23 protein-coding genes, 1 tRNA gene, 1 other RNA gene and 1 riboswitch are annotated in these 26,239 nt (G+C 73.1%); of the genes, 11 read left to right on the top strand and 14 right to left on the bottom strand.

The window, feature by feature from the left end:
* Positions 1 to 9 precede the first annotated feature (9 nt).
* Both VFG42_RS02985 and VFG42_RS02980 read left to right on the top strand, forming a co-directional pair.
* The gene (locus VFG42_RS02985) at positions 10 to 1,380 is read left to right on the top strand and encodes an aldehyde dehydrogenase family protein (protein ID WP_324905099.1); all 1,371 of its coding nucleotides are present in this window, start codon (positions 10 to 12) and stop codon (positions 1,378 to 1,380) included.
* Positions 1,381 to 2,127, top strand: a complete 747-nt coding sequence (locus VFG42_RS02980) for a 3-oxoacyl-ACP reductase (RefSeq protein WP_324905097.1) — start codon at positions 1,381 to 1,383, stop codon at positions 2,125 to 2,127. It abuts the gene before it with no gap.
* Between the two features lie 79 nt (positions 2,128 to 2,206).
* Here the strand turns inward: VFG42_RS02980 and VFG42_RS02975 are convergent, their stop codons facing one another.
* The 3 genes from VFG42_RS02975 to VFG42_RS02965 form a co-directional block, all read right to left on the bottom strand.
* Positions 2,207 to 3,460, bottom strand: a complete 1,254-nt coding sequence (locus VFG42_RS02975) for a ParB/RepB/Spo0J family partition protein (RefSeq protein WP_324905095.1) — start codon at positions 3,458 to 3,460, stop codon at positions 2,207 to 2,209.
* An 81-nt stretch (positions 3,461 to 3,541) separates the two neighbouring features.
* Positions 3,542 to 4,759 carry a threonine ammonia-lyase gene (ilvA, locus tag VFG42_RS02970; RefSeq protein ID WP_324905093.1) on the bottom strand — a complete coding sequence of 406 codons (1,218 nt, stop codon included), beginning with the start codon at positions 4,757 to 4,759 and terminating at the stop codon, positions 3,542 to 3,544.
* 16 nt (positions 4,760 to 4,775) lie between these two features.
* Positions 4,776 to 5,168, bottom strand: a complete 393-nt coding sequence (locus VFG42_RS02965; RefSeq protein ID WP_324905091.1) for a RidA family protein — start codon at positions 5,166 to 5,168, stop codon at positions 4,776 to 4,778.
* A 54-nt stretch (positions 5,169 to 5,222) separates the two neighbouring features.
* Between VFG42_RS02965 and VFG42_RS02960 the strand changes: the two genes are divergently transcribed.
* The 4 genes from VFG42_RS02960 to VFG42_RS02945 all read left to right on the top strand — a co-directional run bounded on the left by VFG42_RS02960 (position 5,223) and on the right by VFG42_RS02945 (position 9,879).
* Positions 5,223 to 7,139, top strand: a complete 1,917-nt coding sequence (locus VFG42_RS02960; protein ID WP_324905089.1) for an alpha/beta fold hydrolase — start codon at positions 5,223 to 5,225, stop codon at positions 7,137 to 7,139.
* Between the two features lie 19 nt (positions 7,140 to 7,158).
* Positions 7,159 to 9,177 (top strand): thioredoxin domain-containing protein, encoded by a 2,019-nt coding sequence (locus VFG42_RS02955; RefSeq protein WP_324905087.1) that lies wholly within the window; start codon positions 7,159 to 7,161, stop codon positions 9,175 to 9,177.
* Between the two features lie 67 nt (positions 9,178 to 9,244).
* Positions 9,245 to 9,475: a FitA-like ribbon-helix-helix domain-containing protein gene (locus VFG42_RS02950; protein ID WP_324905085.1), complete on the top strand. Its 231-nt coding sequence runs from the start codon at positions 9,245 to 9,247 to the stop codon at positions 9,473 to 9,475.
* Positions 9,472 to 9,879 carry a type II toxin-antitoxin system VapC family toxin gene (locus VFG42_RS02945; protein ID WP_324905083.1) on the top strand — a complete coding sequence of 136 codons (408 nt, stop codon included), beginning with the start codon at positions 9,472 to 9,474 and terminating at the stop codon, positions 9,877 to 9,879. The genes VFG42_RS02950 and VFG42_RS02945 overlap by 4 nt, the downstream gene beginning before the upstream one ends.
* Here VFG42_RS02945 and VFG42_RS02940 read toward each other — a convergent pair.
* The 9 genes from VFG42_RS02940 to rnpB all read right to left on the bottom strand — a co-directional run bounded on the left by VFG42_RS02940 (position 9,876) and on the right by rnpB (position 22,033).
* On the bottom strand, positions 9,876 to 11,213 hold the full coding sequence (locus tag VFG42_RS02940) for a glutamine synthetase family protein (RefSeq protein ID WP_324905081.1): 1,338 nt from the start codon (positions 11,211 to 11,213) through the stop codon (positions 9,876 to 9,878). The two genes, VFG42_RS02945 and VFG42_RS02940, sit on opposite strands and share 4 nt — an antisense overlap.
* Positions 11,214 to 11,417: 204 nt before the next feature.
* Positions 11,418 to 12,266, bottom strand: a complete 849-nt coding sequence (locus VFG42_RS02935; protein WP_324905079.1) for a hypothetical protein — start codon at positions 12,264 to 12,266, stop codon at positions 11,418 to 11,420.
* A gap of 10 nt (positions 12,267 to 12,276) precedes the next feature.
* Positions 12,277 to 12,420, bottom strand: a riboswitch (cyclic di-AMP (ydaO/yuaA leader).
* Positions 12,421 to 12,801: 381 nt separating this feature from the next.
* The gene (locus tag VFG42_RS02930; RefSeq protein ID WP_324905077.1) at positions 12,802 to 13,299 is read right to left on the bottom strand and encodes a cytochrome c; all 498 of its coding nucleotides are present in this window, start codon (positions 13,297 to 13,299) and stop codon (positions 12,802 to 12,804) included.
* 115 nt (positions 13,300 to 13,414) lie between these two features.
* On the bottom strand, positions 13,415 to 17,020 hold the full coding sequence (locus VFG42_RS02925) for a DNA polymerase III subunit alpha (protein ID WP_324905075.1): 3,606 nt from the start codon (positions 17,018 to 17,020) through the stop codon (positions 13,415 to 13,417).
* A 98-nt stretch (positions 17,021 to 17,118) separates the two neighbouring features.
* On the bottom strand, positions 17,119 to 18,351 hold the full coding sequence (locus VFG42_RS02920; protein WP_324905073.1) for a hypothetical protein: 1,233 nt from the start codon (positions 18,349 to 18,351) through the stop codon (positions 17,119 to 17,121).
* 55 nt (positions 18,352 to 18,406) lie between these two features.
* The gene (locus VFG42_RS02915; protein ID WP_324905071.1) at positions 18,407 to 18,652 is read right to left on the bottom strand and encodes a hypothetical protein; all 246 of its coding nucleotides are present in this window, start codon (positions 18,650 to 18,652) and stop codon (positions 18,407 to 18,409) included.
* A 12-nt stretch (positions 18,653 to 18,664) separates the two neighbouring features.
* A complete protein-coding gene (locus tag VFG42_RS02910) occupies positions 18,665 to 19,894 on the bottom strand; it encodes a hypothetical protein (RefSeq protein ID WP_324905069.1) in 1,230 nt (409 codons plus the stop codon).
* A gap of 57 nt (positions 19,895 to 19,951) precedes the next feature.
* Complete coding sequence (locus VFG42_RS02905; protein WP_324905067.1) at positions 19,952 to 21,658, bottom strand: LLM class flavin-dependent oxidoreductase; 1,707 nt, start codon at positions 21,656 to 21,658, stop codon at positions 19,952 to 19,954.
* A gap of 37 nt (positions 21,659 to 21,695) precedes the next feature.
* Positions 21,696 to 22,033: RNase P RNA component class A (gene rnpB, locus VFG42_RS02900), an RNA gene on the bottom strand.
* 271 nt (positions 22,034 to 22,304) lie between these two features.
* Here rnpB and VFG42_RS02895 point away from each other — a divergent pair.
* Both VFG42_RS02895 and VFG42_RS02890 read left to right on the top strand, forming a co-directional pair.
* On the top strand, positions 22,305 to 22,742 hold the full coding sequence (locus tag VFG42_RS02895; protein WP_324905065.1) for a class I SAM-dependent methyltransferase: 438 nt from the start codon (positions 22,305 to 22,307) through the stop codon (positions 22,740 to 22,742).
* 26 nt (positions 22,743 to 22,768) lie between these two features.
* Positions 22,769 to 22,912, top strand: a complete 144-nt coding sequence (locus tag VFG42_RS02890; RefSeq protein WP_324905063.1) for a hypothetical protein — start codon at positions 22,769 to 22,771, stop codon at positions 22,910 to 22,912.
* A gap of 176 nt (positions 22,913 to 23,088) precedes the next feature.
* Here the strand turns inward: VFG42_RS02890 and VFG42_RS02885 are convergent, their stop codons facing one another.
* Entirely contained in the window at positions 23,089 to 23,502 is a 414-nt protein-coding gene (locus tag VFG42_RS02885) for a hypothetical protein (RefSeq protein WP_324905061.1), read from the bottom strand.
* Between the two features lies 1 nt (position 23,503).
* Positions 23,504 to 24,148 (bottom strand): transcriptional repressor LexA, encoded by a 645-nt coding sequence (gene lexA / locus VFG42_RS02880; protein WP_324905330.1) that lies wholly within the window; start codon positions 24,146 to 24,148, stop codon positions 23,504 to 23,506.
* Positions 24,149 to 24,277: 129 nt separating this feature from the next.
* Between lexA and VFG42_RS02875 the strand changes: the two genes are divergently transcribed.
* From VFG42_RS02875 to VFG42_RS02865, 3 genes are all read left to right on the top strand, one after another.
* Positions 24,278 to 24,363: transfer RNA gene (locus tag VFG42_RS02875), tRNA-Leu, on the top strand.
* A gap of 295 nt (positions 24,364 to 24,658) precedes the next feature.
* Complete coding sequence (locus tag VFG42_RS02870; RefSeq protein WP_324905059.1) at positions 24,659 to 25,177, top strand: sigma-70 family RNA polymerase sigma factor; 519 nt, start codon at positions 24,659 to 24,661, stop codon at positions 25,175 to 25,177.
* 127 nt (positions 25,178 to 25,304) lie between these two features.
* The gene (locus VFG42_RS02865) at positions 25,305 to 26,225 is read left to right on the top strand and encodes a hypothetical protein (RefSeq protein WP_324905057.1); all 921 of its coding nucleotides are present in this window, start codon (positions 25,305 to 25,307) and stop codon (positions 26,223 to 26,225) included.
* Positions 26,226 to 26,239 lie beyond the last annotated feature (14 nt).

Raw genomic sequence — 26,239 nt, 5'->3', positions numbered from 1 at the left:
CGGGTGACCGTGACCGAGACCCTCGACGTCCTGGAGCCCGCCACCGAGGAGATCCTCGACACCATCCCGCGCGGCGGCGTCGACGAGGTCGACGCCGCCGTCGCGGCGGCCAAGGCCGCGTTCCCGGCGTGGCGGGCGGTCGCCCCGGGCGACCGCGCGCGGCTGCTCCGGCGCCTGGTCGCGATGATGGAGGACCACCACGAGGAGCTGGCGGTGCTCGAGGCCCGCAACGCCGGCAAGCCGATCGGCAGCGCGCGCGGCGAGATCGGGATGGCGATCGAGACGTTCCGCTACTTCAGCGGCGCGCCGGAGCGGCCGCACGGCGAGACGATCCCGGTCGCGGGCGGCATGGTCCTCACCGTCCGCGAGCCGATGGGCGTCGTCGGGCTGATCACGCCGTGGAACTTCCCGCTGGCGATCGCGTCGTGGAAGATGGCGCCCGCGCTGGCGGCGGGCAACACGGTGGTGTTGAAGCCCGCCGAGCTGACGCCGCTGACCGCGCTGCGCTTCGCCCGGCTGGCGCTGGAGGCCGGGCTGCCCGAGGGCGTCGTCAACGTCGTCGCGGGCCCGGGGCGCGAGTGCGGGGCGCGGCTGGTCGCCCATCCCGACGTGGCGAAGATCGCGTTCACGGGCTCGACGGCCGTGGGCCGGTCGATCGCCGCGGGCGCGTCGGAGACGATCAAGCGCGTGACGCTGGAGCTGGGCGGCAAGTCGGCCAACGTCGTGTTCGCCGACGCCGACGTCGAGGCGGCGGCCAAGGCGGCGCCGTGGGCGGTGTTCGACAACGCGGGCCAGGACTGCTGCGCGCGGTCGCGGATCCTCGTGCAGCGGTCGGCGGTGGACGAGTTCCTGTCGGTGCTCAAGGGCGCGGTCGAGGCGATCCGCGTCGGCGATCCGCTGGACGAGGCCACCGAGATGGGGCCGTTGATCAGCGCGGGGCAGCGCGAGGCCGTGGCCTCGTTCGTGAACGGCGACGCGGAGGTCGCGATCCGCGGCCGCGTGCCGGACGGGCCGGGCTTCTGGTTCCCGCCGACCGTGCTGTGGCCGGTGCCCGAGGACCATCCGGCGGCCGTCGACGAGATCTTCGGGCCGGTCGCGGTGGTCGTCCCCTTCGACTCCGAGGCGGACGCCATCGCCAAGGCCAACGACACCATCTACGGGTTGAGCGGGTCGGTGTGGACGCGCGACGGTGCCAAGGCGCTGCGCGTCGCCCGCGCCCTGGAATCCGGCAACCTGTCGATCAACTCCAACAGCTCGGTGCGGGTGACGACGCCGTTCGGCGGGTTCAAGCAGTCGGGGTACGGGCGCGAGCTGGGCCCCCACGCGACCGACGCCTACACCGAGGTCAAGACCATCTTCATGAACACGGAAGGGAACTGAGTGCCGGGTCGTTTGGAAGGGAAGGTCGCCGTGGTGACGGGCGCGGCGGGCGGGATCGGCGCCGCGACCGTCGAGGTCTTCCAGCGGGAGGGCGCGAAGGTCGTGGGCGTCGACCTGCTGGAGGGCGCCCCGGGCGACCTGTCGCTGGCCGTCGACGTGACCGACGAGGACGCGGTCAAGGCCATGTACGACCGCGCGGCCGAGGAGTACGGGCACGTCGACGTGCTGTTCAACAACGCCGGCATCTCGCCCGACGACGACACGTCCGTGCTGGAGACGACCTACGAGGCGTGGCAGCGCGTGCAGGACGTCAACCTCAAGTCGGTGTTCTTCTGCTGCAAGCACGGCATCCCCCACCTGCTGAACGCCGGCGGCGGCTCGGTCATCAACACCGCGTCGTTCGTGGCGATCCTCGGCGCGGCGACGTCGCAGATCAGCTACACGGCGTCCAAGGGCGGCGTGCTGGCGCTCTCGCGCGAGCTGGGCGTGGAGCTCGCGCGCCAGGGCGTGCGCGTCAACGCGCTCTGCCCCGGCCCGGTCGACACGCCGCTGCTGCGGGAGCTGTTCGCCAAGGACCCCGAGCGCGCCGCCCGGCGCCTCGTCCACGTGCCCATGGGCCGTTTCGGCAAGGCCGAGGAGATCGCCAACGGCGTGCTCTTCCTGGCCTCCGACGAGTCCTCGTTCATGACCGCCTCGACGTTCCTGGTCGACGGCGGCATCTCCGGCGCTTACGTGACGCCGGAGTAGGGCACGCTGCTCGGTGCGCTCTCCGCGGCCGCCTCGGGGGCGGCCGCGGAGAGCGCGAGCGTGCGCGGGCGGGCGGGCGCTAGGCGGCCAGCACCGACCGCAGCGGCTTGGGCGGCAGCGGGTCGGCGGCGAGGATCTCGGCGGACAGCGCGCGGAGGATCTCCAGGCGGCGCTCGGGGTGCAGCGAGAAGGCGTACTCCTGGGTGGCCTCGTGGCCGCCCTCGACGCCGAGGTGCTCGCGGTGGGCGGCGGTGGCCACGCGGGAGAGCACGAGGCCCAGGATGTAGGCGTCGAGGTCCTCGACGGCGACCTCGATCGGGCCGTCGCCGCCGGCGCTCCGCTCGCTGCCCGGGCCGTAGGTCGCGACGATCCGCGGCTCGCTGCTCAGCAGCTCCGAGGCGTCGCGGATCGGGCCGCCCTGCGATCCGTTGGCCCCGCCCCCGCTCGACGACGAGTCCCAGTCGCGCTGCTCGGCGTCCTGGTCCTTGCCCAGGCCCTTCTCCCGGTTGGCCGCCCAGCGGGCCTCGTCGAGCTTCTTCGACTCCTCCTCGTAGTTCTTGGGCTTGGGCGGCACGTAGCCGACGCCGAGCTTCAGGGCACCGCCGGAGATCTCCCCGGCCGCGTGCTGCTCGACCAGCTCGGAGGCCTCCTCGGCGGACACGTCGCCGCGCGCGATCCCGCGCCGGACGATGTCGGCGACCGTGAAGCTCAGGTCGCCCTCCTCCACGCGCTGGACGACGTTCTCGGGCAGGTCCAGGAGCTTCAGCGACTTGCGCGTCCAGGCCAGCGGCGCGCCGACCATCCGCGAGACCTCGGCCGCCGTCAGCGACGGGTCCTCGGCCATGATCGCCCGGGCGGCGCGCGCGAACTGCACCGGCTCCGGCTTGGACTGGTGGAAGTTCTCGGCGAACTGCATCGTCAGCGCCTCGCGCTTGCTGATCCCGTCGATCAGCGTGAAGCGCCAGCCGCCCTCGCGCGGGCCCTCGGCCTCGTCGAGCAGCGTCATCGCCCCGAAGCGCCGGCGCCCGGCCAGCAGCTCGTAGGGGACGTCGTCCTCGCCCGTGGCGCGCACCAGCGGCGGGTGCAGCAGGCCGGTCTCCTTGATCGAGACCGCCAGGTCGTGCAGGTCCGGCAGCTGGCCGACGCGCATGTTGACCATCGTGCGCACCTGCGACAGCGGCGCCTCGACCGTCTTGTGCGCCTTGGTCGCGGTGTCGCTCAGCGGCGACCTCTGGAGGTCGGCCGTGGCCTCCTCCTTGGCGGACCGCGCCGCCTCCTCGCGCATCTGCGCGACCTGCTCTTCGGCTTCCTGCAGCTGATCGACCTGTGCCATGGACCGCCGGATGCAAGCACACCCGCCGGAGGTCACGCACGCGGCGTCCCGCAAAGAGCGGGAACCGCGTGGGAAGCCGTCTCAGACCTCTTCCGTGTGGCGCGTGACGCCGTAGCCCGCCTCGCGCACGGCGGTCACCACGCCGTCGGCGTGCTCGCGCGAGCGCGTCTCGATCGTCAGCTGCACCGCGGTCTCGCGCACGTGCAGGTCGATCCCCTCGCGCAGGTGCGAGACCTCCACGAGGTTGGCGCCCGTCGCCGCCACGCAGTCCAGCAGGCGCGCCAGCGCGCCCGGGCGGTCCGGCACGCGCGTCAGCAGCACCAGCCGGCGCCCCATCTCGGTCTCGTGTCGGCGCGCGACCGTCGCCAGCAGCCCGGCGTCGACGTTGCCGCCGCTCAGGACGACGCACGTCGTGCCGTGCGAGGCCGCGGGCACCTCGCCGCCCAGCAGCGCCGCGACGCCGACCGCGCCCGCGCCCTCGACCACGAGCTTGGCCTTCTCCATCAACAGCACCATCGCCTCGGCGACCTCGTCCTCGGGCACCGTCACGACGTCGTCCAGCCACTGGCCGATGAGCTTCAGCGTCAGCTCGCCCGGCCGCTTGACCGCGATCCCGTCGGCGATCGTCAGCGCGCCGTGCACCGCGATCGGACGTCCGGCCTCCAGCGACGCCGGATACGCGGCCACCGTGTCGACCTGCACGCCCACCACCCGGACCTCCGGCCGCACCGACTTGACCGCGATCGCGATGCCCGAGGCCAGCCCGCCGCCGCCGACCGGGACGACGACCGTCGACAGCGCCGGGACGTCGGCCAGCAGCTCCAGCCCGAGCGTCCCCTGCCCCGCGACGACGTCCGGGTCGTCGAACGGATGCACGAACGCCATCCCGGACTCCTCGGCGCGCGCCTGGGCCGCCGCGATGCAGTCGTCGACCGACGCGCCGCCGACCACCACGCGGGCGCCCAGCTCCGACGCCGCCTCGAGCTTGGCGATCGGCGCGCCGTCGGGCATGAAGACCTCGCACGGCACGCCGCGCGCCCGCGCCGCGTGGGCCAGCGCCTGCGCGTGGTTGCCCGCGCTGCCGCAGACCACCCCGCGCGCGCAGCCGTCGCCGAGCGCCGCGAGCCGGTTCAGCGCGCCGCGGATCTTGAAGCTGCCGGTGCGCTGCAGCGACTCGGCCTTCAGCACCACGTCGCCCCCGCAGCGCTCGCTCAGCGTCGCCGACGGGAGCACCGGCGTGTGGCGCGCGACGTCGGCGACCGCGGCCTGGGCGCGGGCGATGTCGTCGGCGGTGACCACGGTCCGGTCCGCTCGCCTAGGAGGCCAGCGCGACGATCGCGTCGATCTCGACCTGCGCGCCGACCGGCAGCGACGCGACGCCGATCGTCGAGCGCGCGGGCTTGTGGTCGGAGAAGAACTCCGAGTAGGCGTCGTTGACCGCGCCGAAGGTGGACATGTCGGTCACGTAGATGCCGCAGCGCACGACGTCGCCCAGCGAGGCGCCCGCCGCCGCGCAGACCGCCTCCATGTTGCGCAGGCACTGGCGCGTCTGCTCGCCGATGTCGCCCTCGACCAGCGTGCCGGTGGCCGGGTCCAGCGGGATCTGCCCGGAAAGGAACAGGAAGCCGCCCGAGCGGACGGCGTGGCTGTAGGGACCGACCGCCGCGGGAGCGTTCTCGGCGGTGACGGGCTGGCGATCGGCAGACATCTTGAGCATTCTCCTTCGACGTGGGGCGGCCACGGACGCTACCGTCCGCGCCTCATGCTCGCCCGACGCCCGTTCCGCTCCGTCGTGTTGACCGGTGCGCTCGCCGCCTTCGCGTGCGCGCTCGCCCCCACCGGAGCGTCCGCCGCGCTGCCCTGGGCGGCGTGTCAGCCCGCGGGCTACGAGTGCTCGACGCTCCCCGTCCCGCTGGACCGCGCCAACCCCGCGGGCGCCAACGTCACGCTCTCGGTCGCGCGCGTGAGGGCCGCGAGCAACCCCAACAACGTCGCGGTCGTCCCGCTGGCCGGCGGCCCCGGCCAGGCGGCGCTGCCGCTCAAGTCGACGTTCGCCTCGGTGCTCGCCCCGGCGATCGCCGACCGCGACCTGCTCGTCTTCGACCAGCGCGGCACCGGCGCCTCGGGCGCGCTCAACTGCCCGGCGCTGAGCCAGCGCGGGTCGATCGTGAAGATCGCCGCGAGCTGCGCCAACCAGATCGGGCCGCAGCGCGGGTTCTACCGGACCGCCGACAGCGTCCAGGACATCGAGGCGCTGCGCGTCGCCAACGGCTACTCCAAGCTCGTGCTGTTCGGCGTCTCCTACGGCACGAAGGTCGCCGAGGACTACGCGGCCGCCTACCCGCAGAACGTCGAGGCGCTCGTGCTCGACTCGGTCGTCCTGCCCGAGGGCCCGGACCCGTTCCAGCGCTCGACGATGTCCAGCGCGCCCCGCGTGCTGCGCGACCTGTGCGCCGGCAAGGCGTGCCGCGGCGCGACCGACAGCGTCACCCGCGACCTGTCGTCGCTGACGTCCAAGCTGCGCAAGAAGTCGCTGAAGGGCAAGGTCGTCCTGTCGTCGGGCAAGCGCACGTCGCTGTCGATGGGCCAGGACGACCTGCTGGCGATCCTGCTGGCCGGCGACCTGAACCCGACGCTGCGCGCCGAGCTGCCCGGGTCGATGCGCGCCGCGCTGCGCGACGACGCGTCGCCGCTGCTGCGCCTGGCGGTGCGCTCGGAGGGCCTGACGACGGGCCTGAAGCTCACCGGCCACCAGAGCGAGGGCGGCGACTCCGACGCCCTGTTCCTGGCGACGACCTGCGAGGAGGCGCCGTTCGCGTGGACGCGCGCCGCGGGCGCCGAGCAGCGCTACGCCGAGATCACCGCCGCCGCCAAGCAGATCCCCAAGGCGCAGCTCGGGCCGTTCTCCCCCGCCGCCGCCGTGGGGGGCGGGCCGGTCCCGTACTGCCTGGGCTGGCCGGACGCGTCGCCCGCGCCGGTGGCCTCGGCGCCGCTGCCGCCCGTCCGCACGCTCGTGCTCGACGGCCAGATGGACCTGCGCACGCCCTACGAGGACGCCGCGCAGATCGCGCAGCGGATCCCCGGCGCCTCGGTCGTCGAAGTGCCCAACACCGGCCACTCGACGGTCAGCAGCGACCTGACCGAGGACAGCGCCTGCACGAAGACCGCGCTGTCGACGTTCTTCGCCGGCGGCGCGCCGACGCCGTGCGCGGCGTCGAGCAACCCGTACGCGCCGACCCCGCGGCCGCCGACGGGTCTCAAGGCGATCAAGGCGTCGAGCGCGTCCAAGCGGACGATCATCGCCGCCGAGGCGACCGTGACCGACGCGGCACGCCAGATCATCGGCGACGCGCTGGCGCTCGGCGCCCTGCCGCACCACGTCGGCGGCCTGCGCGCCGGCAACGCGACCATCAACAAGAGCGGGTCGTTCCGGCTCAACGCCTACCAGTACGTCAAGGGCGTGGTGGTGAGCGGGACGGTCGACGAGAACCGCAACGCGAAGGTGACGATCCACGGCGGCGGCGCGTTGCGCGGCACGCTGAAGATCAGCGCGTCCGGCGCGGTCAACGGCACGCTGGGCGGCAAGAAGGTCACGCTCGCCGCCTCGGCGTCGCTGCGCTCGTCGCTGCCGTCGATCAGGTCCGTGCTGGCGAAGCCCGAGCTTCTGGCCAAGCGATAGGCGGGTAGTGTCGGACGCCATGGCGAACGCCCTGGCGTCCGAGACCTCGCCCTATCTGCTGCAGCACAAGGACAACCCGGTCGACTGGCGGCCGTGGGGGCCGGAGGCGCTCGCGGCCGCGCGCGAGCTGGACCGTCCGCTGCTCGTCTCGATCGGCTACTCGTCGTGCCACTGGTGCCACGTGATGGAGCGCGAGTCGTTCGAGGATCCGGCGATCGCGCGGGTCATGAACGACCACTTCGTCTGCGTCAAGGTCGACCGCGAGGAGCGGCCGGACGTCGACGCGCTCGCCATGGAGGCCGTGCAGCTGATGACGGGTTCCGGCGGGTGGCCGCTGAACGTGTTCCTGACGCCCGACCAGGTGCCGTTCTACGGCGGCACGTACTTCCCGCCGGACGTCCGGCAGGGCATGCCCGCGTGGCCGGCCGTGCTGGCCGCGGTCGCCGAGGCGTGGCGGACGCAGCGCGACGAGATCGTCGCCCAGGGCGCGCGCATGGCCGAGGCGCTGGGGCGGTCGGCCGCGCTGGCCCCGGCCCCGGGGCTGCCGGACGACGCCGTGGACGAGGCGGTGCGCGCGCTGCGGGGCTCGTTCGACGCGACCGACGGCGGCTTCGGGGGCGCGCCGAAGTTCCCGCCGTCGTCGGTGCTGCGGCTGCTGTGGATCGTCGCCGCGCGCGGGACGTCGCCGCTCGCGACCAAGGCCGGCGACATGGCCGGCGCGACGCTGCGGGCGATGGCGCGCGGCGGGCTGTGGGACCAGGTCGGCGGCGGCTTCTCGCGCTACGCGGTCGACGCCGACTGGACGGTCCCGCACTTCGAGAAGATGTTGTACGACAACGCGCTGCTGGCGCGGGCCTACCTGCACGGCTGGCTGATGACCGGCGAGCCGCTGTTCCGGCGCGTGTGCGAGGAGACGCTGGAGTTCGTCGCGCGCGAGCTGCGCGGGCCCGAGGGCGGGTTCCTGTCGGCGCTGGACGCGGACTCCGAGGGCGTCGAGGGCAAGTTCTACGTGTGGACGGTCGACGAGGTCCGCGCGGCGGTCGGCGTCGAGGACTTCGAGGCCGCGGTCGCGTGGCTGGGCGTGACCGAGGACGGGAACTTCGTGGACCCGCACCACCCCGTGGCGGGCCTGAACGTGCTGACCGCGCGCGGGCCCGAGCCGCCGGCCGAGGTGCGCGGGCGCGTGCGCCGGGCGCTCTTCGGCGCCCGCTCGGCGCGGGTGCGGCCGGGGTTGGACGACAAGCGGCTGGCGGCGTGGAACGGCCTGGCCATCCACGCGTTCGCCGAGGCGGGCGCGGTCCTGTCGCGCCCCGATCTGGTGGCGTGCGCGGCCGACGCCGCGGAGTTCGTGCTGGGATCGATGCGCGACGCCGACGGGCGGCTGCTGCGCACGTGGAAGGACGGGGAAGGCAAGTTGAACGCCTACCTCGAGGACCACGCGTTCATGGTCGAGGCGCTGCTGGCGCTGTACGAGGCGACGTTCGACCCGCGCTGGTTCGGCGAGGCGCGGGCGCTGGCCGACACGATGCTGGCGCGGTTCGGCGGGGGCGGCGCCGGCGCCGGCGGGTTCTTCTCGACGTCCGCCGACCACGAGGAGCTGCTGGTCCGGCGCCGGGAGATCGAGGACGCGCCGATCCCGTCGGGGGCCTCGTCGGCGGCGGTCGGGCTGCTGCGGCTGGCGGCGCTGACGGGCGAGGCGCGGTACGCGGAGGCCGCGGAGTCGCATCTGCGGTTGGTGGCGCCGTACCTCGGCAAGCACCCGCAGGCGTTCGCGCAGGCGCTGATCGCGCTGGAGTGGGTGCTCGGCGAGCGGCACGAGGTGGCGCTGGCGGGCGAGGACGTCGCGTCGCTCGCCGCGGTCGTTCGCGAGGCGCTGCGGCCGGGCGTGGTGGTCGCCGGACCGCCGGGCGACGGCGTGCCGCTGATGGAGGGCCGGACGCCGGTGGACGGCCGCGCCGCGGCCTACGTGTGTCAGGGCTTCGCGTGCCGGCTGCCGGTGACGGAGCCGGAGGCGCTGCGCGAGCTGCTCGGCGGGTAGCCGGCCGCGCCCAGCCCCGGTGCCGGCAGTTTGCATGCACTGCATGCACACCGCTAGCATCGCCCGCGTGGCCACCGTCCAGATTCGCAACGTGCCGGAGGAGGTCCACCGGCGATTGAAGGTCGAGGCCGCCGAGTCGGGGCAGTCGCTGAACGAATACCTCCTATGGCGCCTGATGGAGCTCGCCGACCGGCCCACGTTCGCCGAGCTGGCGCGCAGGATCCACGAGCGCGAGGAGCCCTACACGGGCCCGTCGAGCGTCGAGCTCATCCGCGCCGAACGCGATCGCCGCGGGTGAGGATCGCCGACGCGTCGGTGCTCACCGACTTCCTCCTCGACGTTCCCGAGGCCGTCGAAGCGGTGACGAACGGCGCGCGGAGCAGAGCCGATCCGCTGTACTGCCCCTCGTTCACGGAGATGGAGGTCCTCAGCGCGCTCCGCGGCCTGGAACGCGGCAAGCGCTTGACCCCCGCGCGAGCAGAGCGGGCGGTCCGAGACCTCGGGAACATGCGCCTCGTCCTGAGCACCGTCGGCTCCCTGCAACAGCGGATCTGGGAGCTGCGCCACAACCTGAACACCTACGACGCCGCCTACGTCGCGCTCACCGAGCAGGTCCGCGACGGCATCCTCCTCACGCGCGACCGCGGGCTGGCGGTCGTCGCGCGCGCGTCGCTGGGCGACGCGCGCGTGCGGTTGGTCTAGAGGACCGGCAGGTAGCGGTCGAGCTCCCACTGCGTGACCTGCACGCGGTAGTCCTCCCACTCCTGGCGCTTGATCTCGATGAAGCGGTTGAACATGTGCTCGCCGAGCGTGCGCAGGACCAGCTCGGACTCGGCGGTCAGCTCGACGGCCTCGCCGAGCGTCTCGGGCAGCTGCTCGATCCCGAGGCGCTTGCGCTCGTCGGGCGACAGGTGGTACAGGTTCTTCTCCATCGGCTCGGGCAGCTCGTAGCCCTTCTCGATGCCCTCGAGGCCGGCCTGCAGCAGCGCGGCGAACGTGAGGTAGGGGTTGCACGCGGGGTCCGGGCAGCGCAGCTCCATGCGCGTGCCCTTCTCCTTGCCGGGGTGGTAGAGCGGCACGCGGACGAGCGCGGAGCGGTTGCGCCGCGACCAGGCGACGTAGACCGGCGCCTCGTAGCCGGGGACGAGCCGCTTGTAGGAGTTGACCCACTGGGCGAAGATCGAGGACAGCTCGCGCGCGTGCTTGAGCTGGCCGGCGATGAAGGCCTTGCCGACGTCGCTGAGGAAGTACGGGTCGTCGGCGTCGAACATCGCGTTCTTGCCGTCCTTGAAGAGCGACATGTGCGTGTGCATGCCGGACCCGTTCTCGCCGAAGAGCGGCTTGGGCATGAACGTGGCATGCCAGCCGTACTTCATGGCGTACTCCTTGACCGTGATCCTGTAGGTCATGCAGTCGTCGGCCATCTTGAGGGCGGGCGCGTAGCGCATGTCAACCTCGTGCTGGCTCGGCCCGACCTCGTGGTGGGAGTACTCGACGTGGATGCCGAGCTGCTCCAGCGCGATGACGGTCTCGCGGCGCACGTCGGAGCCGGCGTCCAGCGTGGTGAGGTCGAAGTAGCCGCCCTCGTCGAGGACCTCGGTGCCGTTCTTGTCCTTGAACAGGAAGTACTCCAGCTCGGGACCGACGTTGAAGGTGTCGAAGCCCATCTGCTGCATCCGCTCCAGCGCGCGGCGCAGCACGTGGCGCGGGTCGCCCTCGTAGGGCGTGCGCTCCGGGGTCAGGATGTCGCAGAAGACGCGCCCGACGCCCTGCTCCTCCGGGCGCCACGGGAGGATCGCGAAGGTCGACGGGTCCGGCATGGCCACCATGTCGGACTCCTCGATGGCGTTGAAGCCGGTGATCGAGGAGCCGTCGAAGCCCATGCCGTTCTCGAACGCGTCGTCGAGCTCGGCCGAGTTGATGCTGAACGACTTCAGCTGCCCGAGGACGTCGGTGAACCAGAAGCGGATGAACCGCAGCCGATGCTCGTCGACGAGCGCCTTGACGTCCTCCACGGTCCGGGGCGAGTCACTCATTGCCGGGACCCTAGAGGATCGCGGGTGTCACGCCGGTCGGAAGCCGACCGCCCTCGTGTCGAGGTGCGGCGCGGTGCCGGGACCGTGATGTGGGCAGCCGGACACGACCGCCGAGGCGATCGTGTCGGGCGTCCTGCGTGGTGCTGCGGCGCGCGCCGGGTGGCCGAACGACGGCGTGCGCGGGCAGTTCGTGGCCGCGGCGCGCTAGCGGTGCGGGCGCACCGTCGAGGCCGGCGACACGTGCGTGGCCGTGTGGGCGACCTTCGCGGTGACGGCGGCGGGCGCGGCGGCCTTGGCGTGGCGGACCGCGGCCTGCGAGGAGGACGTCATCGCGGCCAGGAGGATGAGGATCGCGCCGAGCGCGACGGCCCAGAGCGCGATGCGGTCGGGGCGGTGGCCGACGCGGTCGGAGGCCGACCGGCCGCGATGGCGCTGGGCCATCGAGCGCTGGGCGATCGTCGCGAGGCGACCGGCCTCGGTCGGGCGGCCCTTGATCTGGACGGTGCGACGGACGCCGACGGGCGGCGGCGGGGACGCGAACGGGTCGTCGGCGGCGCTGAGGTGCGCCGGGTCGTGGTCGACCGCGCCGGTGGGCGCCGGGCCCTCGGCGGGCGCGTCGTCGGTCAGCAGCTCGATCGTGCGCGCGGTCGCGGTGCCGGTCCCGGTGCCGGAGGCGGTCGTGGCGACGCGGCGGCGGGACGCGCGCGGGTCGTCGTAGGCGTAGGCGTCATCGTCGGCGACCAGCTCGACGGTGCGGGTCGTCGCGGCGTCGGCGCCGGGGGCCGGGACGAAGACGCCGTGCAGGTTGTGGGCGGCGCCGAGGTCGGCGTCGTCGGACGCGGAGGAGGCGGCGGCGAGGCGGTCGTCGAGCGGCGCGGCGCCAGGTGCGGCGGAGGCGGGTGCGGCGGCGCGCTCACGCGTCATGCGGCGGCGCGGGACGAAGTCGATGTCCTCGCCGAGCCAGTCATCGGCCGGGCGACGGCCAGAGCCGGCGAGATCCTCGCGCTCCTGCTGCACATCGGCCCACCAGTTGGGCGCGTCCGTCGATGGCATGACGTGTTCTCGGTCCTCTTCCTTGGGCTTACGGGGTTAGCTGACGGGCTCGCGCCGAAAGAGCGGCGCTACGCGAAGGCGATTCGCCCCAAACCAACATGGGTCCCCCGCTCCACGACAGGTCACCCTGGCGAGGATTCAGCGGTTGTGAACGGCGGCATCGTAGCAACGTCGAAATTCCCTGCTAGTTCGCAGAGTTATGGCAAACGCCAACTGACGGGATAGTCAGGCACGCGTCGGACGGAATGACGCCGCAACCTGCGGGAAACCGTCGCTTGACTTCGCCAAACCGATGCTCCGACGACTTCCCAACCTCGTGCGAATCCGCTCTTGACAAGCCGCGGCCGCGACGCCCCGTCGAGCGACGACGCCTCGCATCGCCCGCCCCTTGGGCCCCCCGGCGCCCTCCGGCCCGGGCCCGGTCGCTGATCTGAGCCCCGAATCGTCGTGCCTGGCGGTGCGCGGCGTGCGCAGGCGGGCGCCAGCCCGTCAAGCACCGCCGCGTGCCGCCAGGCGCGGCGAGGCGGCGCTCAGATCAGCGACCGGCGACGGTGCTGACGTATTCGGCGACGTCCTTCGCCTCGTTGCCGAACAGCAGGTCGGCGGGCATCTGGCCGTTGCCGCGAGCGCGGCCGTTCTGGATGGCGTCGAGGACGAAGGCGGGCTTGAGGTCGCCGCCGTTGAGCGTGTCGAGGTCCGGGCCGACGCGACCCACCGCGCCGGAGCCGGCGAGCGAGTGGCAGGTCGCGCAGTTCTTGGCGAACAGCGCGCGGCCGTTGGTCTGCGCGCTCGTGAGCTCGACGCCGCCGATGCCCTGGCTGGCGTGGTCGTCGCCGTTGGTGATGAGGACCACCGCCGGAACGGCGATGCCGAGCAGGACGATGACGACCCCCAGGCCGACGCCCCATGCGCGGCGCGTCGCGCGCGTTTCGGTCTTTGAGCCGGCGGGAGGCCGGCCACTGCGCATCGCCGCCAGCACGACCGAAAGGCCGATCGCCAGGAACGCGAGGACGAACACCAGGGTCCCGATCACGAGCGTGACCCTATCCGGAGACCCGGGGCACAAATCAAGTCCGGACCGTGGAACCGGACTGCCGAACCGGCGGATCGAGGGCGCCGGCCGCGGTCGGTGGAGGCGGTCGAAGTGCTCAACGGCGGCGCCCGGACGCGAAGCTCTGGACGGCAGGCGCGACGGCGCGGAAGTCGTCGGTGCCGGTCGCGGCGAGGTCGTCGTCGTCCTCGACGGCCGCGGGGCGCAAGGGCGTGGGCGCAGCCCTGGGCGTGGACGCCGGCGCCGTGGCGTCGTCGGCCTCGGCGGCGCCGCGGGCGTCCTGGCGCGCGCGCTCGATGGCGTCGAGCATCGAGAAGTCCTTGACCGTGACCACGTCGGCGGCGAGCGGGTCGGTGGAGCCGCCGGTGACCGAGGTGAGGTGCGGCGTCGCGACGTCGGCGGCCGGACGGGCGCTGAGGTGGCCGGTCGCGTCGAGGCGGGCGAGGCGGTGGCAGACGACGTTGATCGCGCCGCCCGCCGAGGCGTGCCGCTCCAGGACGCCCTCGGCGACGACCAGCGGCTCGGCCCGCACGATGGTGCGGTCGCGCTCGTAGACGTTGGGCGGGACGACGAGGTTGACGGTCCCGGTCTCGTCCTCCAGCAACATGAAGCAGACGCCCTTGGCGGTCCCCGGCCGCTGACGGGCGACGACGAGGCCGCCGATGCGGACCGGCGACCCGTGGCGCAGGCGGCTGAGATCGCCGCTGGTGACCATGCCCTTGGCCTGCAGCTCGTCGCGCAGCAGGCCGAGCGGGTGCGTCGAGGTCGTCAGCCCGGTCGTCGTGTAGTCGGCGATCATCGCCTCCCAGCCGGTGAGCGCCGCCAGCGCCGGGGCCGCCCCCACGTCCAGCGGCAGCGCGAGCTGCGTCCCGTGGTCGGTCCGGAGGCGTCGCCCGGAGGCGCCGACCACCGACGTCAGCAGGCGCTTGCCGGGCGCGGCCACGCCCAGCTCCCACAGCGCGCGGCGTCGCGCGCCGTCCGCCAGCGCGTCGCAGGCGCCCGACCACGCCAGCTGCTCCAGCGCCGCCCGCCCCGCCCCCGCGCGCGACGCGAGGTCCTCGATCGTCCGGAACGCCCCCGCCTCCTCGCGCGCGGCGACCAGCGCCGTCACGTCGTCCTCGCGCACGCCCATCACGTAGCCCAGGCCGATCCGCACGCCGGGCGTGCCGGCCTCGTCGGCGTCGACGACCGTGCACTCCACCGCGCTGGCGTTGACGTCCGGCGGCAGCACGACGATCCCGCGCCGCTGGGCCTCGTGGACGAGCGAGTCGGGCGGGTAGAAGCCCATCGGCTGCTCGTCCAGCAGCGAGGCCAGGAACTCGGTGCCGTAGTGGACCCGCAGCCACGTCGACTGGTAGGCCAGCAGCCCGAACGCCGCGCCGTGGGCCTTGGGGAAGCCGAAGCCCGAGAAGCCCTTGACCATGTCCCAGATGCGCTGGGCGAGGTCCTCGTCGACGTCGTCCCATCGCGTCATCGCGCGGCGGACGAAGCGGTCACGGTAGGCCTCGATCGCCGCGTCCGACCGCTTGCGCGACATCGCCCGCCGCAGGCCCTCCGCCTCGCCGGGCGAGAACCCCGCGAATGACATCGCGACCTCGATGACCTGGTCCTGGAAGATGATCGTCCCGAGCGTGTCGGCGAGGATCTCCTTCAGCGACGGGTGCTCGTAGGGCACCTCGTAGGTGGGATCGGCGCGCAGGCGCTGCAGACGCTCGATGTAGGGGTTGATCGCCCCACCGACGATCGGTCCCGGGCGGACGATCGCGACCTGGATCGTGAGATCCTGCAGCGTCTCCGGGCGCGTGCGCCGCAGCGATCCCATCTGGGCGCGCGACTCGATCTGGAAGACGCCGGTGGTCTCGGCGTTCTGGATGCACTCGAACGTCGCCTTGTCGTCCATCGGGATCCGCGACAGGTCGATCCGCTCCCCGCGGCGGGCGTGGACCATCTCCACGCAGCGCTCGACCGCCGACAGCATCCCGAGGCCGAGCAGGTCGATCTTCAGGAAGCCCGCGTCCGAGCAGGAGTCCTTGTCCCACATGACCATCTGGCGGCCCTCCATCGCGGCGGGCACGACCGGGCAGCAGTCGATCAGCGGCCGCGTCGCGACGACCATCCCGCCCGAGTGCTGGCTGAGGTGGCGCGGCAGGCCGTGCGCCTCGCTCGACAGATCGGCCAGCCACCGCCAGCGGGTGGGTGGGTCCGCCTTCACGCGCCCCTCGCCGAGGGCGACCGCGATGTCGTGGTCCACCGTCTGCGCCGAGTACGCCTCCGAGGACCGTGCGACGCGCTCGATCTCCCCCGGCGGCAACCCCAAGGCCTTGCCCAGCTCGCGGATCGCGCCGCGCGCGCGGTAGGTCGGGAACGCCGCGACGAGCGCCGACTTCTCCGGCCCGAAGCGCTCGTGGACGCGCGGGATCAGCACCGCGCGCACGTCGCGCGGGAAGTCGAGGTCGATGTCGGGCAGCGCGGTGATCTCCTCGTTGAGGAAGCGCCCGAGGAAGAGGTCGTTGGCGATCGGGTCGATGTGCGAGAGGCCGGTGAGGTAGCAGACGATCGAGGAGACCGAGGACCCGCGCCCGCGGCCCGGCGGCATCAGCCCGCGCGCGGCCCCGCCCCCGCGGACCTCGGCGGCGACCTCGCGCGCCAGCTCGAGCATCTCGTGGTGCAGCAGGAAGAACCCCGACAGGTCGAGGGTCCGGATCAGCTTCAGCTCCTGCTCCAGCCGGGCGGTCGCCTCGGCGCGCAGCGCGGATCCGGACGGATAGCGGCCGTCGAACAGCGACGCGCAGACCTTCGCGAGCTTGCGGTCGGCGGCGGCGTCCTCGGCGCCGGGATAGCGGTAGCCGAGGTCGGCGGTGAGGTCGAACCGCAGCGTGGCCGCCAGGCGCGCGCTCTCGGCGACGGCGTCCGGATGGTCCTCGAAGCGCGCGGCCATCGCGGCCGGCGACGCGAGCACGTGCGTGTGGTTGCCGCGCCGCAGCGGCTCGGACGCGTCGAGCGTCGTGTGCTGGGCGATCGCCACGAACGCGTCCTGCAGGCGCGCCCGCGCGGGCTCGTGCGCGTGGACGTTGCCGGTCGCCACGCACGGCACGCCCAGACGCCCGGCGAGGTCGGCCAGCTCGCGGTTGCGGGCGCGGTCGTCGCGATGGAACGGCCGCTGCAGCTCGACCCGGAACGCGTCGCGCCCGAAGACGGCCAGCAGCGCGCGGGCGGTCGGCTCGTCGTGGACCCCGTGGTCGGCGCACCCCGACAGGCAGACCAGGCCCTCGGCATGCTCGGCGAGGTCGTCGATCGTCAGCAGCGGCCCGAGCACGCGCCGTCGCCCGGGCGTGTCGCGCGTGTGCGCGTGGGCCCGCGTGAGCAGGCGGCAGAGGTTGCGCCAGCCCGTGGCGTCGCGGACCAGCAGCGTGACGTGGCGCGACCAGCACGCCTCCCGCTCCTCGTCGCGCAGGATCGCGCCCTCGCGCCGCTCGCGCGCGGTGTGGGCGTCGACGAGATCGATCTCCGCCCCGTGGACCGCCCGCAGCCCCAGCGACGACGCGGCCTGCGCGAACTCCATCGACCCCGAGACGGTGTTGTGGTCGGTCAGCGCGAGCGTCTCGTGGCCGCGATCCAGCGCCGCCGCGACCAGCTCCTCGGGCAGCGAGGCGCCGTCCAGGAACGAGAAGGCCGAATGGCAATGGAGCTCGACGTACGACACGAACACATGTTCGCACAGGTCGTGGACGGAGTCACCCCGCACGGCCAGTCGGCGGAGCTCATGAAGGCGGCACCGCCGGACGCGCGCTGAGCGGCCCATCAGACGCAGTCCTCCCGGGCGATCCACTGGCCGTCGAGGCCGCGGGAGGCGGCGGCGAGGAGCCGCTGCCCATGATGCTCGCTCTCGTGGCTGACGTCGACGATGCGGGTGCCCAGGTCGAAGCCGGCGCCGTATTCGCCGCCGGTGGCGTCGCTGGTCGAGAACATCCGCGCCTCGACGGTCCCGCTCGACTCCACGAGCCGGCGCAGCTCCGCGGACGGCTTCGCGCGACCCCGCTTGCGCGCGATGTCATCGAGCAGCTCGATGGTCGCGTCGAGCGCCGAGGGGTCGCCGAGATCGAGCGTCGCGGTGACCTCGTAGCGCTCGGCGCCCGGCACCTCGAGGCGACCGGCGATCGACTGGACGACCGACGGCAGGTCGCGCGAGCCCGCGAACGAGCCGGTCGCGGTGATCCGCAGCGCCAACGGGCGACCGTCCGGGGCGCGCTCGACGGCGTAGACCTCGTTCGCGTCACCGGTGGCGGAGCCCAGGACCCCCTCGAGCACGCTCAGCGAGGCCGACAGCTTGGCGTCGACGTAGGTCGTCTGCCGTCCGGTTCGGTGGTCGGTGACCGTCCCCGCGTGCTGGCCCCAGCTCGCCGCGGCATCGAGGATCTTGAGCTTGGCGTCCATGAGCCCGCGCACGCCGCCTTCGACCGACGCTCCCGCCGACGGCAACCAGGCGCGATCGCTGCTGGTGCGATCCGGCGCGCGCGAGGCGCCACCGGCCTTGAGAATCGCTTGCGCCTCGGATTTCGATCCCACGATCCAGGTGCGAGAGTCCTCCAGGCGGCCGAGCAACGTCGCGGTCACGGCCCCACCGAACGACGCGTTCAGCTTGCCGAGGTTCACGCTGCCACCGAACCCGGCTTCGCCTTCCGCGCCGCCGGAGCTCGCGTGCCCGACGGTGACCGCGTAGGTCCCGTCGGACTGCTGCTCGAGCATCCCGATGCCATCGTGGCTGTAGCGGAAGATCAGGATCCCCGCCGTCCATGTGGAGCGATCCGCCTCCGACGACGTCACGCACGGCTCCTGGTCCCGCCGGCAGTCGCCCCCGCGGACGAGGCACAGGGCCCGCGCCATCTCGCGCGTGACGCGGCGCCCGACGGCGTCGGCCTGCGCCAGGCCGGCGCCCAGCGCCATCAAGGAGGCGACCAGCGCGACGACGGCCAGCCATTCGAGCGAGGCCTGACCCCGATCGCGGAGGAGACGGCGTTGCGGACGTGAAGGCACCAAGCCCCCACGGTCTCGGAGAACCTGTGCCGGAACAGCATGCGTTCGTCACGGATCAGCGCTGCCGGTACCAGCCCCCGACCTGGTCGAGCTCGCGGAACAGCACGACGAGGTCGCCGTGCGTCGTGACGACCTCCCAGTAGCGGCGGCGCAGCGGCGCGTCGGTCCACCAGCGGTCCTCGACCAGCCAGGACTCGCGGACCGCGTCGACCGCGCGGCCGTCGACCGCGAGCGGGCGGCCGCGGCCGTCGGCGCGGACGGTCGCGGGCAGCGGGACGTTGATGCGGCGCGGACCGGTCACGACCCCGCGGCCTTACAGCTCATAGGGCGCCAGAACCGCCTGGCGCTCGGGAACCCTCGAGTCGGGGTCGACGGCCAGGACGCGCAGGGCGGCCTCGGGGCCGGCGACCGCGCGGGCCTGGCGGATCGCCTCGCGCATGCGGGCGGTGCGCGCGGCGGAGCCGTCGTCGAACAGCGCGTGGGCGCCGGCGCCGGAGGGCCCGAAGCGCTCGACGGTCAGCCGCAGCGACTCGGCCGGCGCGGGCAGCAGCACCAGCTTCTGCCCGAGCGCGAGGCGCATCCGCGCCCCGTCGGCCAGCGGCTCGCGGAAGACCATGCGCTCCCGCCACGTCCCGCCCTCGACCAGGCGCGCGCCCAGCACGACGGCGCGCAGCGTCCGCCCGCGACGCTCGCGCCGCGCCAGCAGCTGGTCCACCAACAGCACCAGCGCGCGCTCCAACTGCACGCCCGACGCCGACTCCGGCAGCTCCAGGACCTCCTCCAGCACCTCGCCCGGCAGGCGCGGCCGCAGCTCGTCGTCCTTCCCGCACGCGAGATCGTGCGCGTGCTCGCCGACGCGACCGAAGCGGTCCGCGACGACCGGTCGGCCCAGCGCCGCCAGCTGCCCCAGCGTCGTCACGCCGAGACGCATCAGCGGCTCCACCGTGGAGGCGACCTCCGGTCGACGCCGCAGCAGCGCCACCGGCTCGGACGCCAACCCGCGCGCGCCGTCGACGACCTCGACGCGCCGCGAGCGCGCCTTCACCGCGCCCGCCAGCGCGCAGAACCGCGACGGACCCGCGCCGATCCGCGCGGGCAGGCGCAGCGCCGCCCGCACCGCCGCTACGACGCCCGCCAGCCATGGCGGCGCGCCGGACGACGCGCGCGCCTGCAAGGCCGTCGCGGGGTCTCCCCCGCCACCGTGCAGCCGCGCCAGCGACGACGCGTCGAAGAACGCCAGCCCGGGCGTCTCGCTCTCGACCGCCGCGCCGACCGACTCCAGGCGCGCGAGCACCTTCTCCCACGCGTCGGCGACGCCCATCGGGTCCGGCGGGATCAGCGCCAGCGCGGGGCAGCGCGCCAGCGCCTCGCCCAACCGCATCCCCTTGTGGATCCCGAACCCCTCCGCCGAGGACGACACCTCCCCCACACGCTGCTCGCGCCCGGGCTCCGGCGCGAGCGCCGCTGGACCGCGCGCCAGCGCCTCGCGGCCGCCGGCGGCGATGACGAGCTCGAAGCGGGAGAGGAGAACGGCGACGATCATGCGAACCGAACACATGTTCGCATGAACGGCGGACGATGCGCAAGCCGGCCGTTCGGGTCAGAACGGTCCGGGCTGGCCGAACATCTCGCCCAGCCGCATCGCGACCGTGAAGTCGCCGGCCAGCTCCAGACGACCGGTCAGGACGGCCTTCACGGGGTCCAGGTCACGTCCCGCGATGCGGATGAAGTCCGCGACCGACACCGTGATCGCCAGCCGCGGATTGCCCGTCGCACCCGGCCGGGCCGACGCCCGCGGACCGTCGATCGACACCGTCCACGACCGGACGTCGCCGTCCTCGCCGCGCAGGTTGTACTGGATGTCGCCGGTGAAGCCATTGGCCTTCTCGGGGACGAACTGGCGCTCCATCGCGGCGAAGATCACGCGCAGCCCGGGACCCGATCCGGCGGTGCGGGCCAGGCGCGCGTCGGGCGAGCGCGCGACGAAGGCCTGGAACGCGCGCTCGCCGCGGGCCTCCAGCGCACGGCGCAGCGCGGCGCCGCGGGACTCGGGGGCGCGGTCGTCGGGAGTCGGTGAGTTCTCGGGCGCGGACACCGCCACATCATCCCCTGCCGCGAACGCGTAGTCGCGCGGCGGCCTGCGACGGGCCGGCCGGCGCTCCAGCGCGCGTCGCGCGGCCCCCTCGGAGAGGCGCGGCGTCGGGTCCTCGGCGAACGCCGGCATCACCTCGGCCGCGAACAGCTCCAGCGCCTCGAGCACGTGCTCGTGGCGCGTGCGCCCGGTCTGGACCATGAACACCAACTCGTCAACGCCGGCCGCGGCGAAGCGGGCGACGAGGTCGCGGACCTGGTCAGGTGTGCCGATCGCTCCACGCTGCGAGGCAAGGCCGCCGCCCATCGGCCTGACCCGCAGCGGCGCGCCATCGGCGACGATCGGAGCACGCGCGAGGCCGACGTCGTCGCGGCGGGCCTGGAAGTCCTCCCACACCGACGTCCGGCCGGGCCGGTGCTCGCCGAAGGTCGTATAGTGGCCGCGCGCGTAGGCGGCGAAGTGGGCGCCGTCGATGCCACGCGCGATCGCCTCGGCCTCATCATGGTGGACATGGAGGGGAAGCGCGGCGGCGAAGGTCGCGTTGACCGCGAAGCCAACAGGAACGCAGCGCTCAGAGTTGAGGGCACCGTCGTATTCGGACGCCCACGCGGCGAGGTCCTCCGGCTCCACCGCGGAGAGCACGAGCACGCCGGTCCCGCGCTCGCCCGCGACGCGCGCCTCCGCCCGCTTGGAGATCACCGACCACAGCGGCGGATGGGGCTTGCGCAGGGGCTTGGGGACGACGTCGCGGGGTGGCATCCCGAAGGCGTCGTCGCCGGCGTAGGGCGACTCCACCATCATGCTCACGGCGGTCGCGAAGACGTCGGCGGCGGGCGTGGCGGGCGCGAACGCCGCGCGCTCCGCGCCCGTCGCGGTCGCCGCCGCGCCGAGGTGGGCGCGGCCGCCGGAGACGAGGTCGAGCGTCGCGATCGTGGCCGCCAGGTGCGCCGGATGGTGAAGCGCGGGCTGGGCGGCGAGCCCGAGCGCGAGGTCGGTCGTGCGCTGCGACGCGGCGCTCAGCACGACGTCGGGCGCGCTCGCGAGCGACCGCTCCTCGAGGAAGTGGTGCTCGGCGATCCACGCGGCGTGGAAGCCTAGGCGGTCGGCGGCCGCGAGCTGGTCGAGCGCCTCGGCGATCAGGCGCCGCTCGGCCTCGGCCTGGCCGCCGTCCCAGGGCCGCGGCAGCTGCAGCTCGTAGAGCAGGGAGAAGCGCACCCGGGGAACGTAGCGGGGGCTCCCGATCGGGAGCCCCCGCCGTAGCACGCCTGTAAGCCGGATCTTGTCGTGGACGACCATCCATCTGAGCGGCCGACCTGGACCTCGGCGGGCAGCCTGCGAACGGTCCTGCTTGGCCTTGCACCTGGTGGGGTTTGCCTGGCCGCCATGTCGCCATGACGCCGGTGCGCTCTTACCGCACCTTTTCACCCTTGCCTGTGCCGGACGCACGTGCAGCCCGGCCATCGGCGGTATGTCTCTGTGGCACTGTCCCGCGGCTTTCACCGGGTCGGCTTGCGCCGACCACCATGCCCTGTGGTGTCCGGACTTTCCTCGACGGGTTGTCTCTCCCGCCGCGGCCGTCCGGCGTGCAGCAGTCAGCGTAGCGCCGAGCGGGGCGGGGTGAAAGCGCTGCAACGGCGCGAGCGCGACGTGCGTCCGGGGCGCGGGCTGGAGGGGTTGGTTCGTGGGCCCGGTGAAGGGGTTGGGGAGTTGATGAACATGGTGCGGGTGAGGCGCGTGGTGGTGGCGGGCGGGGTGACGGCGGCGCCCGAGCAGAGGCCGCGCCAGCGGTCGGTCGTCCGCCCGGTTCGCCTCGACTCGGCCCCGTTCGCCGGCGCCCGGGTGCGCGGTAGCGTCCGGAGGCATGAGCGACGAGTTCCGCTTCGACCCGGACTCCTACGACCAGATGATGGCCGACGACATCCCGGCCTATGCCGCGCTGCAGGCGGCCGTGGCCGAGGCGGCCGGCGCGGGCGCCCGGGGCGGCGGGCAGCTGGCGGCGCGGCTGCTGGAGCTGGGAACGGGCACCGGCGAGACCGCGATGCACGTGCTCGCCGCGCACCCGGGCGCGTCGCTGATCGGCGTCGACTCCGGCGACGAGATGTTGGAGCGCGCGCGGACGCGGCTGCCCGACGCGGACCTGCAGCCGGCGCGGCTGCAGGACCCGCTCCCCGACGGGCCGTTCGACCTGGTGTTCTCGGCGCTGGCGGTCCACCACCTCGACGGCCCCGAGAAGGCGTCGCTGTTCGCGCGCGTCGCCACGGCGCTGCCCCCGGCGGCCGCTTCGTGTTGGGGGACTTGATCGTTCCCGAGGATCCGAGCGACGTCGTGACCCCGATCGATGGCGTCTTCGACACCCCGAGCAGCATCGACGAGCAGTTGGGGTGGTTGACGAGCGCGGGCCTGGAAGCCGAGCTGACGTGGCGCGACCGCGACCTCGCGGTGCTGGTCGGGACGGCGCCCTCGCGCTGAGGTCGACCACCGTGGCGCCACGAAGGCACCACGAACGCGCGGGAGCGCGGGAGCGCGGGCGTCCTGAGAGCCAACGAACGCCCGCCGGAAAGGCGAGCGTCCCGAGAATCACGAACGCCCGCGGGGAGCGCGGGCGCCGGAGGGGATGAGGGGTTGTTGGTGGGGTTGGGCCCCGGTCAGGCGATGGTCGTGCGGCACGAGCCGCAGCGGCCGCCGACCGGCGCGGGCCCGGCGCTGTAGCGGGGCGTCATCGCCTCGCCGCAGGCCGGGCACGCGACGGTGCGGTGCGCGGCGAGGCCCTCCCAGACCCCGACGAGCAGCTCGTCGAGGGTCGGCCCGCCGTCCTGCTGGACCATCGGCTGGTGCGTGTCGTCGCGCGTGGGCGCGGGCGTGGCGTCCGGCACGGTGGCCGGCGCCGGCGCGGCGATCCGCGCGGAGCCGGGCTCGCGCAGCTGAGGCTGCTCCCCGTCACCGGGAGCCGACCGCCGCGAGCGGTCGTGCACGAAGCCCGGCTCGCGCAGTTGGGTCCGGTCGGCGTCCTCGACGGGATCGAGGATCGACGGACGGAAGAGGGTCAAGGTCGCGGTCATGTCACACGCTCCGGAAGAGTCCGACGACCCGACCCATGATCCTTACGTCCTTGGACCGGATCGGCTCCATCGTCGCGTTCTCGGGCTGAAGGCGGATGTGATCGGGTTCCCGGAAGAACCGCTTGACCGTCGCCTCCTCCCCCACCAACGCCACGACGATGTCGCCGTCGGCGGCGTTCTCCTGCTTGCGGACGACGACGTAGTCGCCCTCGAGGATGCCCGCGTCCTTCATCGACTCGCCGCGGATCCGCAGGACGTACTCGCCCTGGTCCCCGCCGGCGACCGGCGGCACCTCGACGTACTCCTCGATGTTTTCCTCGGCGAGGATCGGCTGACCGGCCGCGACCGAGCCGACCAGCGGCAGCCCCGCCGGCCGGACGATCGACCGGACGTTGTCGACCGTCTCCCCGACCGTGCTGGCCACCGCGGCACCCGCCTTGTCGAGCAGCTCCAGCGCGCGCGGCTTGGACGGATCCCGCCGCAGCAGCCCGAGCTTCTCGAGGTTCGCCAGGTGCGCGTGGACGGTGGAGGACGAGGCGAGACCGACGGCCTTGCCGATGTCCCGCACCGTCGGCGGATATCCGTGCTTGGCCGAGTACCGCTTGATGAAGTCGAAGATCTCCTGCTGGCGCTTGGTCAGGTCCACCGGGGTCACCTCTCGCAGCTCTTGTTCTCTCGGTCGAACATGTGTTCGTGAAGGTAGCGGGGTCTCCAGACGGAATCAAGCCGAGCGCCCGCGAAGCACCCCGCTCGCTATGCTGACCTCGCCTGTCACGCGCCGGTGGCGGAATTGGTAGACGCGCAAGGTTGAGGGCCTTGTGGGGGGATTCCCCCGTGGAGGTTCGAGTCCTCTTCGGCGCATGAGACGAAAGCCCCGCAAGCGCGGGGCTTTCTTCGTTGTGCCCCTTGGTTCCGCGTCGATGCCACCAGGGATCGGACCCCTGCGTCCCACACACGCGTGCCGACAAGCAGCCCTCCAATTCTGGCGGCGTCCCAGGGTCGACACGCAGCCGAATCCGCGCTCGTCAGGTCGTCCTGCGTATACCGCCGCGAGCAGACGCCCGAAGCACCGGGTGGGCGTCCGGCGGCGCTCTGGCCTTAGCGACCGCGGCCCTTCATCGGTCAGAATGTCTGGGCTGCCGGACATGGGGTGGGTGTGAGGCGGGAACGGGTCGAGGATCTGTACGACGAATACGGGGCGCGCGTGCTCGCGTTTGCGCGCCGACGCACCGATCCGGCGACCGCCGAGGAGATCACCGTCGATGTGTTCGTCGTCGCGTGGCGGCGTACAGCGGACGTACCTGACGTCGAGCCGCTGCTATGGCTCTATGGAGTTGCGCGGCGGCTGCTGGCCAACGCACACCGTGCACAGCGCCGGCGCGAGGCACTTCTGACCGCCCTCAAGGGGATCCGCCCGCCGGCCACGCACGACGTCCGCGAGCCGGGCCCGTTGCTCGAAGCGCTCGCAGCGCTCGGCAAGGCAGATCGAGAGGTCCTGATGCTGAGCGCTTGGGAGGACCTCGACGCGCGACAGATCGCGGCGGTTCTTGGACGGTCGGAACCAGCCGTCCATCAACGACTGCATCGGGCGCGGCAGCGGCTGCGCGCACAGCTTGAAAGGCGGACGCCACATCACTGCGCAGCGGCGCCGAAGGAGGCAACAGCCCGTGACTGACCTAATGGAGCAACTCCGTCACGCCAACCCGGAGCCTGCGTCGGAAGCGCCGCCGACGCTCCGTCGTCGGCTCTTGGAGCGGACGGCCTCAGGCGTTGGCGGCAGTCGTTGGACAGATCGGCGACGCATGGTGTTGGGAACGACGCTCGCGACGCTCGTGGCATGCGGCGGAGCAACCGCTGCGGTTGTGGCGCTGCATGGTGCGCCCTCTGAGCCTTCCTCGGGCCCGATTCCGGGAGCCGCACGCGGCCAGGCCGACCGGTACCGAATCAGCGTGACCCCAAACACGGTGCTCGGATCCAGTGGATGGTGTGTCAGCACCAGCACCTCGGTTGGCACGGAACAGGCAACGGTCGGCGAAGGCTGCACACAAGCCCCTCATGTTGGAACCCTCCTCGTCGGCGGAGGGATCTTCTTGCTGTCGAGCAGTCGAGCGCTGGTGTATTACCTCGTCGACTCAAGGGTCGCCGCTGCCCGACTCAACAACGATCGCGTCGTGGAGGCCACCTCCGACCCGGGCCTGCCGAGCACGATGCGACTCGTCGCAGCGACGGTGCGCGCGCAGGCCTACCACGTCGACCCCGGATATCTGCGCGTCCAGTTGCTCGCCGCTGACGGCAAGCCGCTGGCGGGACAGGCCAGCAGTCTGCAAGACCTTCCTAGACAGGAGCGGCCGACCAGGGGGCTGGCCTCGTCTGCGGCTGACGCGGCCTGCCGACTCACCGCCGCGGATGCAGGCGTCTCACTGCACGACGCGCGAACCGTCCCGCAAGCGACGCTCGATCGAGCTACGGGATATGCGTTCCTCAGCTGCGCTACGGCCACAGCCAAGGTCGGCGGGGCGAGTATCGAGGTAGTCGTGCTAGCAGACCCGGCCGGCGGAGGTGCGCCACCGGCGGTCAATACGGCAGCAGGCTTCGACACCCATGACGCAGCGGTTCAGCGATCGGCACAACGAATCGACGGTGGTTGGCTAGTGGTCAAGGGTGGCACGCGCGAGCAGCGCCGGGAGACGCTGACACGGCTCGTCGCAGAGGTTCGCCGCTAAGACCGCGCACTCAC

The sequence above is a fragment of the Baekduia sp. genome, from assembly GCF_035685985.1.
Classification (GTDB): domain Bacteria; phylum Actinomycetota; class Thermoleophilia; order Solirubrobacterales; family Solirubrobacteraceae; genus Baekduia.
Note: the sequence above shows the minus strand (reverse complement) of the source record. Positions and strands in the feature narration are given on the sequence as shown.

What these genes read in the sequence shown, in the direction of transcription:
- VFG42_RS02975 (WP_324905095.1), bottom strand. Translation starts at nt 3,460, where the DNA reads ATGGCACAGGTCGATCAGCTGCAGGAAGCCGAAGAGCAGGTCGCGCAG.
- VFG42_RS02965 (WP_324905091.1), bottom strand. Translation starts at nt 5,168, where the DNA reads ATGTCTGCCGATCGCCAGCCCGTCACCGCCGAGAACGCTCCCGCGGCG.
- VFG42_RS02960 (WP_324905089.1), top strand. Translation starts at nt 5,223, where the DNA reads ATGCTCGCCCGACGCCCGTTCCGCTCCGTCGTGTTGACCGGTGCGCTC.
- VFG42_RS02955 (WP_324905087.1), top strand. Translation starts at nt 7,159, where the DNA reads ATGGCGAACGCCCTGGCGTCCGAGACCTCGCCCTATCTGCTGCAGCAC.
- VFG42_RS02940 (WP_324905081.1), bottom strand. Translation starts at nt 11,213, where the DNA reads ATGAGTGACTCGCCCCGGACCGTGGAGGACGTCAAGGCGCTCGTCGAC.
- VFG42_RS02935 (WP_324905079.1), bottom strand. Translation starts at nt 12,266, where the DNA reads ATGCCATCGACGGACGCGCCCAACTGGTGGGCCGATGTGCAGCAGGAG.
- VFG42_RS02910 (WP_324905069.1), bottom strand. Translation starts at nt 19,894, where the DNA reads ATGATCGTCGCCGTTCTCCTCTCCCGCTTCGAGCTCGTCATCGCCGCC.
- VFG42_RS02895 (WP_324905065.1), top strand. Translation starts at nt 22,305, where the DNA reads ATGAGCGACGAGTTCCGCTTCGACCCGGACTCCTACGACCAGATGATG.
- VFG42_RS02885 (WP_324905061.1), bottom strand. Translation starts at nt 23,502, where the DNA reads ATGACCGCGACCTTGACCCTCTTCCGTCCGTCGATCCTCGATCCCGTC.
- VFG42_RS02865 (WP_324905057.1), top strand. Translation starts at nt 25,305, where the DNA reads ATGGTGTTGGGAACGACGCTCGCGACGCTCGTGGCATGCGGCGGAGCA.